This window comes from Amycolatopsis sp. lyj-109, assembly GCF_046548995.1.
GTDB lineage: Bacteria > Actinomycetota > Actinomycetes > Mycobacteriales > Pseudonocardiaceae > Amycolatopsis.
The window spans coordinates 38,486-52,313 of sequence record NZ_JAJPWR010000041.1 but is presented as its reverse complement, the minus strand read 5'-3'; the positions used below and the strand labels follow the sequence as shown (position 1 = coordinate 52,313).

At 72.8% G+C, this 13,828-nt stretch carries 14 protein-coding genes; 5 read left to right on the top strand and 9 right to left on the bottom strand.

Translation table 11 applies throughout. The annotated features are described in order from the left end of the window. Positions 1-27: 27 nt before the first annotated feature. The 4 genes from mshC to ACLJQF_RS46385 form a co-directional block, all read right to left on the bottom strand. Positions 28-1,266, bottom strand: a complete 1,239-nt coding sequence (mshC, locus tag ACLJQF_RS46400) for a cysteine--1-D-myo-inosityl 2-amino-2-deoxy-alpha-D-glucopyranoside ligase (protein ID WP_410616867.1) — start codon at positions 1,264-1,266, stop codon at positions 28-30. A gap of 53 nt (positions 1,267-1,319) precedes the next feature. Next, a complete protein-coding gene (locus ACLJQF_RS46395) occupies positions 1,320-1,613 on the bottom strand; it encodes a hypothetical protein (protein ID WP_410616866.1) in 294 nt (97 codons plus the stop codon). Between the two features lie 74 nt (positions 1,614-1,687). After that, positions 1,688-3,649, bottom strand: coding sequence for a hypothetical protein (locus ACLJQF_RS46390; protein WP_410616864.1), 1,962 nt, complete (start codon positions 3,647-3,649; stop codon positions 1,688-1,690). Beyond that, positions 3,646-5,043 carry an ATP-binding protein gene (locus ACLJQF_RS46385; RefSeq protein ID WP_410616863.1) on the bottom strand — a complete coding sequence of 466 codons (1,398 nt, stop codon included), beginning with the start codon at positions 5,041-5,043 and terminating at the stop codon, positions 3,646-3,648. Before ACLJQF_RS46385 ends, ACLJQF_RS46390 begins: the two co-directional genes overlap by 4 nt. A 113-nt stretch (positions 5,044-5,156) precedes the next feature. Here ACLJQF_RS46385 and ACLJQF_RS46380 point away from each other — a divergent pair, with 113 nt between their 5' ends. Beyond that, a complete protein-coding gene (locus ACLJQF_RS46380; RefSeq protein ID WP_410616862.1) occupies positions 5,157-5,954 on the top strand; it encodes a hypothetical protein in 798 nt (265 codons plus the stop codon). A 9-nt stretch (positions 5,955-5,963) separates the two neighbouring features. Further along, complete coding sequence (locus tag ACLJQF_RS46375) at positions 5,964-6,722, top strand: class I SAM-dependent methyltransferase (RefSeq protein ID WP_410616861.1); 759 nt, start codon at positions 5,964-5,966, stop codon at positions 6,720-6,722. On the opposite strand, the gene ACLJQF_RS46370 is transcribed toward ACLJQF_RS46375, so the two are convergent. Beyond that, a complete protein-coding gene (locus tag ACLJQF_RS46370; protein WP_410616859.1) occupies positions 6,719-7,762 on the bottom strand; it encodes a ferrochelatase in 1,044 nt (347 codons plus the stop codon). The genes ACLJQF_RS46375 and ACLJQF_RS46370 overlap by 4 nt on opposite strands. Before the next feature lie 86 nt (positions 7,763-7,848). Between ACLJQF_RS46370 and ACLJQF_RS46365 the strand changes: the two genes are divergently transcribed. Both ACLJQF_RS46365 and ACLJQF_RS46360 read left to right on the top strand, forming a co-directional pair. Continuing rightward, positions 7,849-8,433, top strand: coding sequence for a TetR/AcrR family transcriptional regulator (locus ACLJQF_RS46365; protein ID WP_410616858.1), 585 nt, complete (start codon positions 7,849-7,851; stop codon positions 8,431-8,433). A 90-nt stretch (positions 8,434-8,523) separates the two neighbouring features. Then, positions 8,524-9,684 carry a Cmx/CmrA family chloramphenicol efflux MFS transporter gene (locus tag ACLJQF_RS46360; RefSeq protein ID WP_410616857.1) on the top strand — a complete coding sequence of 387 codons (1,161 nt, stop codon included), beginning with the start codon at positions 8,524-8,526 and terminating at the stop codon, positions 9,682-9,684. 3 nt (positions 9,685-9,687) lie between these two features. On the opposite strand, the gene fabI is transcribed toward ACLJQF_RS46360, so the two are convergent. The 4 genes from fabI to ACLJQF_RS46340 all read right to left on the bottom strand — a co-directional run bounded on the left by fabI (position 9,688) and on the right by ACLJQF_RS46340 (position 13,049). Then, complete coding sequence (gene fabI, locus ACLJQF_RS46355; RefSeq protein ID WP_410616856.1) at positions 9,688-10,455, bottom strand: enoyl-ACP reductase FabI; 768 nt, start codon at positions 10,453-10,455, stop codon at positions 9,688-9,690. Positions 10,456-10,488: 33 nt separating this feature from the next. Beyond that, a complete protein-coding gene (gene fabG, locus ACLJQF_RS46350) occupies positions 10,489-11,193 on the bottom strand; it encodes a 3-oxoacyl-ACP reductase FabG (RefSeq protein WP_410616855.1) in 705 nt (234 codons plus the stop codon). Positions 11,194-11,370: 177 nt separating this feature from the next. After that, positions 11,371-11,997, bottom strand: coding sequence for a response regulator (locus tag ACLJQF_RS46345; protein ID WP_410616854.1), 627 nt, complete (start codon positions 11,995-11,997; stop codon positions 11,371-11,373). Beyond that, on the bottom strand, positions 11,994-13,049 hold the full coding sequence (locus ACLJQF_RS46340; protein ID WP_410616852.1) for a sensor histidine kinase: 1,056 nt from the start codon (positions 13,047-13,049) through the stop codon (positions 11,994-11,996). The genes ACLJQF_RS46345 and ACLJQF_RS46340 overlap by 4 nt, the downstream gene beginning before the upstream one ends. Before the next feature lie 158 nt (positions 13,050-13,207). Between ACLJQF_RS46340 and ACLJQF_RS46335 the strand changes: the two genes are divergently transcribed. Next, positions 13,208-13,765 (top strand): hypothetical protein, encoded by a 558-nt coding sequence (locus tag ACLJQF_RS46335; RefSeq protein WP_410616850.1) that lies wholly within the window; start codon positions 13,208-13,210, stop codon positions 13,763-13,765. Positions 13,766-13,828 lie beyond the last annotated feature (63 nt).

Here is a 13,828-nt window from a genome sequence, read left to right as displayed (position 1 = left end):
AGGTGGCCTTCACGAACTTGGCAGCGGTCAGAGGGTGATGCCGAGGAGGGCGTCCACGGCGTCGCGGATCAGGCCGGGTGCGGTCGGGTCGGTGCCGTCGCGGCGGAGGGCCTCGTTCGCCCACGCGTCGATGGCCGTCAGGGCCTTCGGCGTGTCGAGGTCGTCGGACAGGTGGTCGCGCAGGCGCGTGACGGTGTCCTCCGCGACCGGTCCGGTGGAAAGAGACACGGCTTCCCGCCAGCGTGCGAGCCGGGTTTCGGCGTCCGTCAGCAGTTGAGCCGTCCAGGGGCGGTCGGCGCGGTAGTGACCGGCGAACAGCGCGAGCCGGATCGCGCCCGGGTCGACCCGGTCGGCCCGCAGCCGCGAGACGAACACCAGGTTCCCGCGCGACTTCGACATCTTCTCGCCGTCGAGACCGATCATCCCGGCGTGCACGTAGTGGCGGGCGAAGGGCCCGTCCTTGGCGACGGCCTCGGCGTGCGCCGCGCTGTACTCGTGGTGCGGGAAGATCAGGTCGGAGCCGCCGCCCTGGAGGTCGAACCCGAGGCCCAGCCGGTTGACCGCGATCGCGCTGCACTCGATGTGCCAGCCGGGGCGGCCGGGGCCGAGTTCGGACTCCCACGACGGCTCGCCTTCGCGGGCCACCCGCCACAGCAGCGCGTCCAGCGGGTGCCGCTTGCCGGCGCGGTCGGGATCGCCGCCGCGTTCGGCGAAGAACTTCGCCATGGTCTCGGCGTCGTAGTTCGACTCGTAGCCGAACTTCCCGGTCGCCGCGTGGTCGAAGTAGACGTCGGGGAACTCCGGGTCGTCCGCGCGGTACGCGGCCCCGTTGGCCAGCAGCTTCGCGATGACCTCGACGATCTCCGGGATGCTCTCGACCGCGCCGACGAACTGCTTCGGCGGCAGTACACGCAGCGCAACCATGTCCTCGCGGAACAGCGCCGTCTCGCGCATCCCCAGCACGACCCAGTCGTCCTGGTCGCGCTCGGCCCGCTCCAGCAGCGGCTCGTCGATGTCGGTGACGTTCTGCACGTAGTGGACGTCGTGCCCGTTGTCCCGCCAGATGCGGTTCACCAGGTCGAAGGCGAGGTACGTCGCGGCGTGCCCCAGATGCGTCGCGTCGTAGGGCGTGATGCCGCAGACGTACATCCGGGCGGTGGCGCCGGGCGCGGTCGGGCGGATCTGCCCGGTGGCCGTGTCGTGGAGCCGCAGCGGGCGGGGGGTGCCGGGGATGCGGGGCACGTCGACCGATGACCAAGTCTGCATACCTCGACTGTAAGGGCTGGTGCGTCCTGCGTTCCCGAGCGGTGGGACGAGCCTCACCCGCGCGTACGCTCCGCTCGCCCGCGCCGGGAGCGCGGGGCGGCCCCCTCGGCCGGCGCCCGCCGGCGGGGATCGTCGAGGTCCAGCCCGCCCGTCGCGGCGTAGGCCGCAGCGGCCGGCTGCCAGAACTGGCGCACGGACTCGTAGTGCTCGGCGACGGCGTCGAGCGCGGCGGAGGTCGTCCGGCGCGGCCCCGGAACGCACGGCGGCGGCCAGCCGCCGGACCAGCGCGGCGCTCCGGGCGGCGGCGTGCCCCGCCTGGACGGCCTGGACGGTGTCGAAGGCCACACCGCCGCCCGACTGCCGCCATGAGGGGCACCTTCATGGACTTTAGGTGCCCCTCATGGCAGGTGGGTACCTGAACTCACCGGCGGGTGCGCAGGTAGTCCCCGACCACCGCCGCACCCAGGCCGTCGAGGTCCGGGGCGATCACCCGGCCGCCCGAGCGGCGGGCGATCAGGTCCACGAACGACGTCAGCCGCGGGTCGTCGCCCAGGCGGAACACCGAGATCGACGCGCCCAGCTTGGCCAGCCGGTCCACTTCGGACAGTGTTTTGTGGAGCGTCCGGGGCTGGGGCGGGTAGTCGAAGATCGCTTCGCCGTCGGGTTCCAGGTGGGCCGTCGGCTCGCCGTCGGTGACCATCAGCACCACCGGCTGGGCGTCCGGGTGCCGCCGCAGGTGCTGCCCGGCGAGCAGCAGCCCGTGGTGGGCGTTGGTGCCCTGCTCCCACGCGCCTTCCAGGCCGATCAGCTCCGGCAGCTCCACCGACTGGGCGTAGCGGCCGAACGTGATCAGCTGCAGGGCGTCGTTGCGGAAGCGGGTGCTGATCAGCTGGTGCAGCGCGAGCGCCGTGCGCTTCATCGGCAGCCAGCGCCCTTCCTGCACCATCGACCACGACGTGTCCACCAGCAGCGCCACCGCCGCCCGGGACCGGTGTTCGGTCTCGACCACCTCGACGTCCTCGACGTCGAGACGCACCTGCCGCTCCCCCACCGACACCGAGCGCAGCACGGCGTTGCGGATGGTCCGCGGCACGTCCCAGGGCTGCATGTCCCCGAACCGCCACGGCCGCGACGCGCCGGTCGGCTCGCCGGCCGCGCCCGCCGACTCGGTCTCGCGCTCGCCGGTCTTGCCGCGCAGCGCGTTCACGATGTCGGACAGCGCCGTCTCGCCGAGGCGCCGCAACGCCTTGGGCGACAACCGGAGCGAGCCGTCGGCGGCGCGTTCGAACAGGCCCTGGCGGCGCAGCTCGCGTTCCAGTTCGGCCAGCCGGCGGGCGTCGACGCCCGCGTCCTTGCCGAGCTGGGCTTCCAGGGCTTCCAGGTCGATGTCCTCCAGCCGCGCGCCGGGGTAGGACTGACCCAGCTGCTCGGCCAGCGCGTCCAGCTCGGCCAGATCCGCCATGGCTTGCGCGCCTTCGCCCATGCCCAGCGGGTTGTTGCCGCGGAAGCGCGCCGACCCCGTCCAGTCCTCGCCCGGCCGTGCCGCCCGCAGCTGACCGTCCAACCGGGACAGCTGCTGGGCCAGGCGCGGGTCGCCGAAGGCCTGCTGGGTCAGCTCGGCGAGTTCCGCGCGCTGCTCGGCTGACATCGAGTTGAGCATGCGCTGCGCGGCCGCCGACCGCTCGGCCAGTGCGTCGATCAGCTCCTCGACGTTCCGCGGGTTCTCGGGGAAGAACTCGCCGTGCTTGCCCATGAAGTCTTCGAAGCGCTGCTGGATGTCCTCGGCGCCGCGGGCGTGGGCGTCGAGGAGGTCGTTGAGGTCGCCGAGCATCTCGTTGATCCGCTCGACGTCCTCGGGCCCGGCGTTCTGCAGCGCCTGCTTCATGCCCTGGAACCGGGATTCCATCAGCTCCTGGCCGAGCAGGTCCCGGATCTGCTGGTAGTTTTCCCGGCCCTGTTCGGAACGCCAGTCGTAGTTCGCCAGTTCGTTGACGGCCGCGGCGGTGCCCGGCGGCAGCGCGTCGAGCTGGGCCTCCCGGAACCGGGCGTCGTCGTCCGGGTCCGGGAACAGCTCGCGGCGTTCGGCGTCGAGGGCCTCCTGCAGCAGGCGCCGGACCTCCTGCAGAGTGCCGTCCAGGTTGTTGCGCCGCTGGATCTGCGACCGGCGCTGCCACAGGCGCCGGGTCAGCTCGTCGAGGCCCGCGGTGCGGTTCGTGCCGCGCCGCAGCATTTCCTCCAGCGCGGCCCGCGGCGAGGCGCCGGCCATGACGTCCTGGCCGATCTCGTCGAGCGCGTCACGCAGGTCGGCCGGCGGCGCGAGGGGGTCCGGCCCGTCGTGCCACGGGCCGTAGGAGTAGCCGTCGGGAAGCGGGACCGCGGTCATCGGCCGTAGACGGTCGTCGCGTCGTCGGAGTCCTTCGCGAGCCTTCGCGACAGGAACAGCGATTCGAGGGCGAGTTCGACGGCGGCCGCGATCCGTCCGGCGGGCTCGTCGGCGGCGACCCCGGCGCGCCGGGCAACCTCGTGCAGCACCGGCAGCTCCGGCAGGGCTTCGAGGACGTCCTTGCCCGGCACGCGCTCGCCGGTGGCGACCAGGTGGCCGTCGCCGACCGCGTCGGCCAGGGGCCGCAGGTCGAGACCGGCGAACCGGTCGCGGGCGGTCTCGGCGATCGCGAGGCGCAGCAGGTGGACGAGGTGCTCGATCTCGCGGCCCTCTTCGCCGGGCTCGAACTCGATCTTGCCGCGCAGCACGGACGGCACTGCGTCGAGGTCGACCGGACGCGCCACCGCGGGCTCCTCCCCGGTCAGCGCCGAGCGCCGCAGGGCCGCGGCCGCCACGGTTTCCGCCGCGGCGACGGCGAACCGCGCAGAGACGCCGGAGCGCTGGTCGATCACGGTGGATTCCCGGAGGTTCCGGACGAACCGGGCGAGGACTTCCAGCAGCGGCTCGCCGACTTCGGCGACGAGGTTGGCCTCCTGCCGGACGACGGCGATCTCCGCTTCGACGTCGAGGGGGTAGTGGGTGCGGATCTCGGCGCCGAAGCGGTCCTTCAGCGGGGTGATGATCCGGCCGCGGTTGGTGTAGTCCTCGGGGTTCGCGGTGGCGACGAGCAGCACGTCCAGGGGCAGCCGCAGCGTGTAGCCGCGGACCTGGATGTCGCGTTCCTCCATCACGTTGAGCAGCGCGACCTGGATGCGCTCGGCCAGGTCGGGCAGCTCGTTGATGGCGACGATGCCGCGGTGGGCCCGCGGGACGAGGCCGAAGTGAATCGTCTCCGGGTCGCCGAGGCTGCGGCCTTCGGCGACCTTCACCGGGTCGACGTCGCCGATCAGGTCGCCGACGGAGGTGTCCGGCGTGGCCAGCTTCTCGGTGTAGCGCTCGGAGCGGTGGCGCCAGGCCACCGGCAGGTCGTCGCCGAGCTCGCCCGCGCGCCGGATCGACGCGGGCGTGATCGGCTGCAGTGGGTGTTCGCCCAGTTCGGAGCCCTCGATGACGGGCGTCCACTCGTCGAGCAGGCCGGCGAGGGTGCGCAGCAGGCGGGTCTTGCCCTGGCCGCGTTCGCCGAGCAGGACGACGTCGTGGCCGGCCAGCAGCGCGCGTTCGAGCTGCGGCAGCACCGTGCGGGAGAAGCCGACGATGCCGGGCCAGGCGTCTTCGCCGTTCCTGAGGGCGGACAGCAGGTTGTCGTGGATCTCTTGCGCGATCGGGCGCGGTTCGTACCCGGCCGCGCGCAGGGCCCCGGCGGTGCGGGGAAGACCGTCTGGTACATCGTTCACCCGTTCGACGCTACTGCCGGAACGGCGGCCCGTCGACGTGGAGCAGCTCCAGCGTGGGCGCGCGCTCGGTGCAGGGGGCGGCCCGGTAAAATGGGGCAGTAAAATAGCGAACTGTGTGCCGTCCCAGTGCGACTTTCGCCGTCTGGTCGAGCGCGTGGCTCAACGGGGCCGCCGCGTCCGACGATGTCCTCGATGCCCTGCTCGCGTGGGGTGAGGCTCACGACGTCGTGGCCGCCGACGCGGCCGCGGCCGACGCTTTCGCGCTCCCGCTGGCGTTCAACCGGGCAGCCACGCCGGTGCAGCTGCTGATGGCGCTGCGTTCGCAAGGAGCGAAATCGCTGCACCTGGTGCTTCCGGTCCCGGGCGACGTCCGCGGCCTCGGCGGCGGCGGCCCGTTCACCGAAGCGGCGTTGCGCTCAGGCGATGCGCTGGTCCTCCCCGACCTCGGGTTCGGCCTGGTGCCGGAGCCGATCGCCGAAGGCCTCGTGCGCTGGACGGTCTACTCGCTGCCGTCGCCGACGACCCCGGAGTACGTCCCGCTCGGTGAGGCCGAGCACGGGCTGACCGACGCGATCCGCGCCAGCGCCGGGGCGTTGCAGACCCTCGACGTGGCCTCGGACCGGCCGGGCGTCCGTGCGGAGCTGTCGGCCCACCTGCGTTCGCGGCCCGACGTCGACTGGCCGGCCGGGACGCCCGGGCGCGCGTTGCGCGTGCTGCAGCGGGCCGAGGAGATCTCCGCGATCCTGGCGGTCGCGTCGTCGGACGACCCGGGTGGGGCGTTGTCGGCGTCGGCTTCGACGTTGCGGGCCCAGGCGTTGCGGCCGCTGTCGGACGCGGTCCGCACGGCCCGCTGCTCGGCGGTCGACGAGGCGGTGCGGGTGTTCGCGGAGCAGACGGCCCGCGAAGGCTGACTTTCCGCGATGACCGAGGACACCTGGGCCGCGGTGGCCGACGACTTCGCCGACGGTGCCTACGCTTCCGCGAAGGGACGCGTGCGCACGTATGTGATGCACCGGCAGCTGCTGGAGCATTTGCCCGCCCCGCCGGCCTCGGTGCTCGACGTCGGCGGCGGCGCCGGCCACCAGTCGTTCCCACTGGCCCGCGCGGGCTACGACGTCACCCTGCTCGACTCGTCGGCGGCGATGCTGGACAAGGCCCGGCAGCGGCTCCCGGGCGGGGTGACGCTCGTGGAAGCCGACGGCGCGGACGCCGCGGCAGCGGTCGACGGCCACCGCTTCGACGCCGTCCTGTGCCACGGCGTGCTCGGCTACCTGGACCGGCCGGAACCCGTCCTCGACCAGCTGTGCCGGTGCGCCGCGCCCGGCGGCCTCGTCTCGATCATGACCGGCAACGCCGACGCGGCGGCCGTGCGCCCGGCGCTGGAAGGACGCTGGGAGGACGCCCTCGCCGCCTTCGACGCCCGCACCGAAATCGGGGTGCTCGGCCTGCCGACGCGCGCCGACACCGTGGCGGAACTCAGCGAGTCCCTCCACCGCCGCGGGGTCGAACCCGTTGCGTGGTACGGCGTCTGGCTGTTCGTCGACTGGCTCGACCTCAGCGGCGCTGCCCCGGACCGGGCCGACGCCGAGCGCATCGCGGCCGTCGAGTTCGAGGCCGGCCGGCGGGATCCCTACCGCCGGCTCAGCCGCGTCTTCCACCTCGTGGGGCGCAAGGCCTAACGGCCCGGGCGCTTCGCCGGTTCGCAGCAGCCGATCGCGCACGGCGCGCCGTTGACCGTGCAGCCCGCCGCCGGGAACGGCGAGAGCTTCCGCGGCTCCACCCCGTGCGTGTGCTCGCGGATCAGCTCCACGACCAGTTCCGCGAACCGTGGGTCGCTGCCCGCGGTCGCCGCGCGGGCGAAGGCCATTCCGTGCTCGGCCGCGCGTTCCGCCGCCTCGTTGTCCAGGTCCCAGATCACCTCGAGGTGGTCCGACACGAACCCGATCGGGGACACGACCACGCCCCGGACGCCCTCGGCGTGCAGCGCGTCGATGTGGTCGACGATGTCCGGCTCCAGCCACGGCACCTGCGGCGGCCCGGACCGCGACTGCCAGACGACGTCGTACTCCGCGATCCCCGCCTCGGCCGCCACCAGCCCCGCCGCCTCCGCGATCTGTCGCGAGTAGCGGCGGCCGCCGTCGGCGGGCGGCCCCGAGGCGCGGTCCGCGCTCTCCGGCACCGAGTGTGCCGTGAAGACCGTGCGGATCCCCGGCTCGTCGCCCAGGGACGCGTGGGCCGCGCGCACGCCGTCGGCGACCGCCGCGACGAACAGCGGGTGGTCGAAGAACTGGCGGATCTTCACCAGTTCGGGGGCGCCGGCCCCGACGGACGCGCGGGCGCGCTCGATGTCCTCGTCGTACTGGCGGCACGCCGAGTAGCCGCCGTACGCGCTCGTGGGGAACACCAGCACCCGCTTCGCGCCGTCCGACGTCAGCGTGGCCAAGGTTTCCTCGACCATCGGGTGCCAGTTGCGGTTGCCGAAGTGCACCGGCAGGTCCACCCCGGCCGCCGCGAGCTGCTTCTCGACCGCGGCCATCGCGTCGCGGTTGAGCTTGTTGATCGGCGAGACGCCGCCGAAGTGCCGGTAGTGCTCGGCGACCTCCAGGAGCCGCTCGCGCGGCACCCCCCGGCCCCTGGTCACGTTCTCGAGGAACGGCATGACGTCGTCGGGCCCTTCCGGACCGCCGAACGAAAGCCACAGCAGCGCGTCGTATCCCACCCCGTCATCTTGCCGATGTGGCCGCCCGCACGCCGACCCGGGCCCGTTATGAATCAACCAGTACAAAACCCTGGTACGGTGTTCCCATGGCCAGGCCACGGGAGTTCGACGAAAGCACCGCCGTCGAGAAGGCGATGCACGCGTTCTGGGAGCGCGGCTACGAAGGGACGTCGACGCAGGACCTGTGCGAGGCCACCGGGCTCGGCCGCAGCAGCGTCTACAACACGTTCACCAGCAAGAAAACGCTCTTCCGGCGGTCACTGGAGCACTACACCACCCGTGAGCTCGGCAAGCGGAAGGCGATCCTGGACGGCCCGGGCACCGCGGCCGAACGGCTCGCCGAGGTGCTCGACACGGCCGTCGAAGCCGACCTGGAAGACCGCCGCCGCGGCTGCCTCGTGGTGAACACCCTCGCCGAACTCGGCCTGCCGGACGACGAGGTCGGCGCGGCCCTGCGCAGCGATACCCGCCAGAACCTGGCCATGTTCGCCGAATGCGCCCGGGAAGGCGTGCTCGACGGCAGCCTCCGGGACGGCCCGAGCCCCGCCGACGTGGCGGAGTTCCTGCTCAGCACCATCTCCGGCCTGCGGGTGATGGCTCGCCGGGGTACCGGCCGCGACGCCATGCACACCGTCGCCGATCTGGCCCTCGCGGCGATCGTCGCTCGCTGACCCCGCATCCGGATCGAGCCGCCGGAGCGCTGCACCCGTTTTGAACTGATCGATACACAACAACGATCGATACCCGACCAAGGAGGTCCCGTGCCACTGGCCGTCTTCGTCCTCGGGCTCAGCGTCTTCGCGCTGGGCACGTCCGAGTTCATGATCACCGGCCTGCTCCCCGGGATGGCCGCCGACCTCGGCGTGAGCATCCCCGACACCGGGCTGCTCATCTCCGCCTTCGCGATCGGCATGGTCGTCGGGGCGCCGCTGCTGGCGATCGGCACCCTGCGCCTCCCCCGCCGCCGAACCCTCCTGGCGATGCTCGCCGTGTTCGTCGTGGCGCACGTCGTCGGCGCCCTCGCGGAGGGGTACGCGCTCCTGTTCGCGACGCGGGTGGTGGCGGCGCTCGCCTGTGCGGGGTTCTGGGCCGTCGCGGCGGCGACCACGATCGCGCTCGTGCCCGTCGACCGGCGGGGCCGGGCGATGGCGGTGCTGGTCGGCGGGCTCACCGTGGCCAATATCGCCGGAGTGCCCGCCGGGACGTTCCTCGGCCAGCACGCCGGGTGGCGGACGGCGTTCTGGGCGGTCGCCGTCGTGACCCTGCTCGCGGCGGGCGGCGTCGCGGCATTCGTGCCGGAGACGACCGGCGGCACCGGCGGCATCCGCGGCGAACTGCGGCTGTACCGGCGCGGCCGCGTGTGGCTCACGCTCGGCGTGATCGCCCTGTGCCAGGCCATGGTCTTCGCCGCGTTCAGCTACTTCGCGCCCCTGCTGACCGAGACCGACGGCCTCCCCGTCGAATGGGTGCCGGGTGTCCTCGCGCTGTTCGGCGCCGGCGCGCTGATCGGGATCACGGCGGGCGGCCGGCTCGCCGACCGGCGGCCGTTCGCCACGCTGTACGGCAGCATCGGCCTCGCGCTGGCGGCCCTGCTCGTGTTAGCCCTCACCACCGACACACTCGTCGCCGTCGCGGCCGTGGTGCTCTTCGGTGTCGCCGGGTTCGGCGCCAACCCGGCGCTGAACGTGCGCGCCTACCAGGTCTCCGGCGACGCGCCGACGCTCACGGGGGCGAGCACGACGGCGGCGTTCAACGTCGGCAACACCGTCGGACCGTGGCTGGGCGGCGTCGCGATCGGCGCCGGGCTCGGCTTCCCGAGCGTCGCCTGGACCGGCATCGCCCTCGGTGTGGCCACGCTGGCCGCGCTCACGGTCGCCGCCGCCGTCCAGCGGAACGACGACCGTGAGCTCCTGGCCGCGTGAGGCTCAGACGCCGAGGAAGTGGACCCCGCCGTCGACCATGATCATCGAGCCGGTGGTGGCGGGGAGCCAGTCCGACAGGACCGCGCAGACGCTCTTCGCCACCGGGTCCGGGTCGGTGCTGTCCCAGCCGAGCGGCGCGCGCTCGCCCCAGCCGTCCTCCAGGTCGACGAAGCCCGGGATGGACTTCGCGGCCATCGTCTTCATCGGGCCCGCGCTGATCAGGTTGACGCGGATCCCCTGCGGCCCCAGCTCCTTGGCCAGGTACCGGTTGACCGATTCGAGCCCGGCCTTCGCGACGCCCATCCAGTTGTAGACCGGCCACGCGACCCGCGCGTCGAAGTCCATGCCGACGTACGACGCGCCGCGGCCCATCAGCGGCAGGCACGCCTTCGCCAGGGACATGTACGAGTACGTCGAGATCTCGATCGCCGTCTTGACGTCCTCGGCGGGCGCGTCGAGGAACGGCGCGCCGAGGCAGGTCTGCGGGGCGAAGCCGATCGAGTGCAGTACGCCGTCGAGGCCGTCGACGTGCTCGCGGACCTTGTCGGCGAGACCGTCCAGGTGCTCCTGGTTGGTGACGTCCAGTTCGATCACGGGCGCCTCTTCGGGCAGCCGCTTCGCGATGCGCTCGACCAGCGACATGCGGCCGAAGCCGGTCAAGACCACCTTCGCGCCCTCCTGCTGCGCGATCTTGGCCGCGTGGAAGGCGAGCGACGCGTCGGTGATGATGCCGGTGATCAGCAGGCGCTTGCCTTCGAGCAGTCCGGGCACGGGTCCTCCAAGTCTTGTTCGGGGTGTGAAAGGTCAGTGGCCGAGGCCGAGGCCGCCGTCGACGGGCAGCACGGCCCCGTTGACGTAGCCGGCTTCCTCGGAGGCCAGGTACCGCACCGCGGCGGCGATCTCCGACGGCTCGGCGTACCGGCCGGAGGGCACCTGCGCGAGGATTTCCTTCTTGCGCGCCTCGGGCAGCTCGTCGGTCATGTCGGTGTGCACGAACCCGGGCGCGACGACGTTCGAGGTGATGTTGCGCGAGCCGAGCTCGCGGGCCAGCGACCGCGCGAACCCGACCAGGCCGGCCTTCGAGGCGGCGTAGTTGGCCTGCCCGGCCGAGCCGGAGAGCCCGACGACGGAGGAGATGAAGACGAACCGGCCCCACTTGCCGCGCAGCATGCCGCGCGACGCCCGCTTGGCAACGCGGTAGGCGCCGGTGAGGTTGGCGTTGATGACCCGCTCGAACTGCTCGTCGCTCATCCGCATCAGCAGCGTGTCATCGGTCAGCCCGGCGTTGGAGACGAGCACCTCGACCGGCCCCTGGTGCTCCTCGACGAGCTTGAACGCGGCGTCGACCTGCTCGGTGTCGGTGACGTCCGCCTGGACCCCGAAGAGACCATCGGGCGCCCCCGAACCACGGTGCGTGACGGCGACCCGGTGCCCCTGCTCGGCGAGGTCCCGGGCGATCGCCAGACCGATGCCCCGGTTGCCCCCGGTGACCAGAACCGACCGTCCCACTGTGTTCTCCCTCTTCGTGAACTCCTGCGCGGCTGACGCGCACGAGGTTATCGGCAGCGCCGCCGGGTCGCGCACCCGCGCCCGGGCTCGCCGCGACCGTCCTGAGCGCGTGTCGGGAACTGCCTCCCGACCTTGGTGGTTACCGGCCGGTTGGTCACCGTGAGTCGCAACACAGGCTCAGATGAGGCCCCGGTCGCGGGCGTAGACGGCCGCCTGTGTGCGGTCGCGCAGGCCGAGGCGGCCGAGAATGCGGGAGATGTGGTTCTTCACCGTGCCCTCGCTGAGGAACAGCCTCGACGCGATCTCCCGGTTCGTCGCCCCGGTCGCGACCATCCGCAGCACCTCCGTCTCCCGGCTGGTCAGGGCCTCCGTGGGAGCCGGGGGTGCCGACAGCGCCGCGGCGACGTGCCGGGCCGCCGTCTGATCGAGCTGGGTGACGCCGGCGTGCGCCAGCCGGACCGATTCGGCCAGTTCCGCGGCCGGGAGGTCCTTCAGCAGATAGCCGGCCGCACCGGCCCGCAGCGCCTGCACGACATACTCTTCGTCGTCGAACGTCGTCAGCATCACCACGCGGCAGCCCGGGGCGCGGCGGCGCAGCACGGCGACCGCGTCGACGCCGTCCATCTCCGGCATCCGCACGTCCATCAGCACCACGTCCGGGCCGAGCGCCAGGGTCTGTTCGATCGCCTCCCGGCCGGTGGCCGCCATGCCGACCACCGAGATCCCCGGCTGGATGCCCAGCAGGGACGCGATGCCCTCGCGGACCAGCCGCTGATCGTCGACCACGAGCACCCGGACGCTCACGGCACGGTCACCGTGACCTTGGTGCCCGTGCCCGGCTCGCTGTCCACCGTCACGGCGCCACCCACGAGCGCAGCGCGTTCTCGCAGGCCGAGCAGGCCGAACCCGGACCGGGGCTCGCCGGTGTCGAAGCCGCGGCCGTCGTCGGTGACGACCAGCCTGGTGACGGCGCCGAAGGTGACCGAAACCCGCACCTGACCGGCCTCGCCGTGCCGGCGTGCGTTCGTGACCGCCTCCTGCGCGGCCCGGTGGAGCGTGGTGACCGTCGCGTGGTCCAGGTCGGGTTCCTCGCCGTGCACATCGAGCGCCACACCCAGTTCGCTGAGCACGTCGACCAGGGAACGCCGGCCGGCCCGCAGCGTGCTGACCGAGGTCCGGACGTCCTCCAGCGCGTGTCTCACCGAGCGGCGCGCGTCGGCCAGCGCCTGGCCGGCGACGTCCGGGTCCCGTTCGGCGAACGCGGCCACCTTCTCGAGCTGGATGGAGACGGTGGTCAGGTGGTGGCCGAGGCTGTCGTGGATGTCGCGGGCCACCCGGTTGCGTTCGGCCGCGGCGGAAAGCTCCGCGACCCGCGACGCTGCCCGGCGTTCCCGGACCGCGACGTCGGCCATCGCGAGGGCCAGCACCAGTCCGGTCGTGAACATGAGCACGTCGGACACGGACTCGGTGTCCCGGTACCAGCCGGGCACCCACGCCGTGAACCCGCAGACGAGCACCGCGAGGCAGAGCCCGCCGAGCACGAGCCCGGCCCCACGGCCGAACGTGAGGTACGCGACGAACGGCACCAGCACGAACAGCACCCGCGACAGCCCCGACTCGTCCAGCGCCGCGACCGCGAAGAACAGCGCCAGCCGCCCGGCGAGGAACGCGACGGGCATGCGAGCCACCCGCCGCTCGACCGCCTCCAGCACGAACAACGCACCGATCCCGGCGACGAAGCCGGCGAGCCGTGCCGCGTTCGCCGGGCCGAGGCCGGCGAGCACGTAGTACCACCCGGCCAGCAGCACGATCCCGTACACGGCACTGGAAACCCACGGCACGATCCGCGTCACCATCACCCGAGCCTACGGCCGTTCGCCGCCGCCGGGACCCGGCTTCGACCGAACGGCACGTGCCGGGTGGCCACGCGGTCACTGGCCGGCCGGCACTTCCCGCGTGCCGGTCGCGGTTCCTACCGTTCGGGGAAACTCTTACGTCCCAAGGGAGATTCCCCATGCTGACCCGACTGGGTGCCTGGTGCGGTGTGCTCGCCGGCCTCGCCATCGCCGTGCCCGGCCTGATCGAGGCGTTCACCGGCGAAACCGCGCCGACGAGCTTCGTGCTCGGCCTGTCCCCGGCGTTCGCCATCCCGCTGCTGACCGTGCTCCACCTGCGGCAGGCCACGGCGGCCGGCGCGTTCGGCGCCGTCGCCTACACGGTGAACGCGGTCGGCCTCGGCCTCTTCGGCGGCGCGGCGTTCACCCTGAACCTGGCCTTGTTCTTCCTCGACGACGCGGTGGTCAGGGAACTGCTGCACGGCCCGACCAGGGTGGCCCTGCTGGGCAGCGCGCTGGTCTTCGCCACCGGCGCGGCGCTGTTCGGGGTGTCCCTGCTGCGAGCCGGGATCCACCCCCGCGTCCCGGCGGTGGCGTACCTCGTGGCGCTGCCCGTGCTGGCGGTCGCGTCGCGGCTGCCGGACACCCCGGTCACCAGTGGCGTGCACGTCGTGGCCGGCGGGGCGCTGGTGTGGCTGGCCTGCGCCGTCCCGACCGATGAGCCACGACCGTCCTAAGCACGTGTTAGGAACTGCCTCCCTGCCTTGCCGCTCCCCCGCCGGTTGGTCACCGTGAGTCGC

Excerpts from the sequence above, each read along its gene's own strand:
- mshC (WP_410616867.1), bottom strand. The coding sequence starts at position 1,266 with ATGCAGACTTGGTCATCGGTCGACGTGCCCCGCATCCCCGGCACCCCC.
- ACLJQF_RS46390 (WP_410616864.1), bottom strand. The coding sequence starts at position 3,649 with ATGACCGCGGTCCCGCTTCCCGACGGCTACTCCTACGGCCCGTGGCAC.
- ACLJQF_RS46375 (WP_410616861.1), top strand. The coding sequence starts at position 5,964 with ATGACCGAGGACACCTGGGCCGCGGTGGCCGACGACTTCGCCGACGGT.
- ACLJQF_RS46365 (WP_410616858.1), top strand. The coding sequence starts at position 7,849 with ATGGCCAGGCCACGGGAGTTCGACGAAAGCACCGCCGTCGAGAAGGCG.
- ACLJQF_RS46340 (WP_410616852.1), bottom strand. The coding sequence starts at position 13,049 with ATGGTGACGCGGATCGTGCCGTGGGTTTCCAGTGCCGTGTACGGGATC.
- ACLJQF_RS46335 (WP_410616850.1), top strand. The coding sequence starts at position 13,208 with ATGCTGACCCGACTGGGTGCCTGGTGCGGTGTGCTCGCCGGCCTCGCC.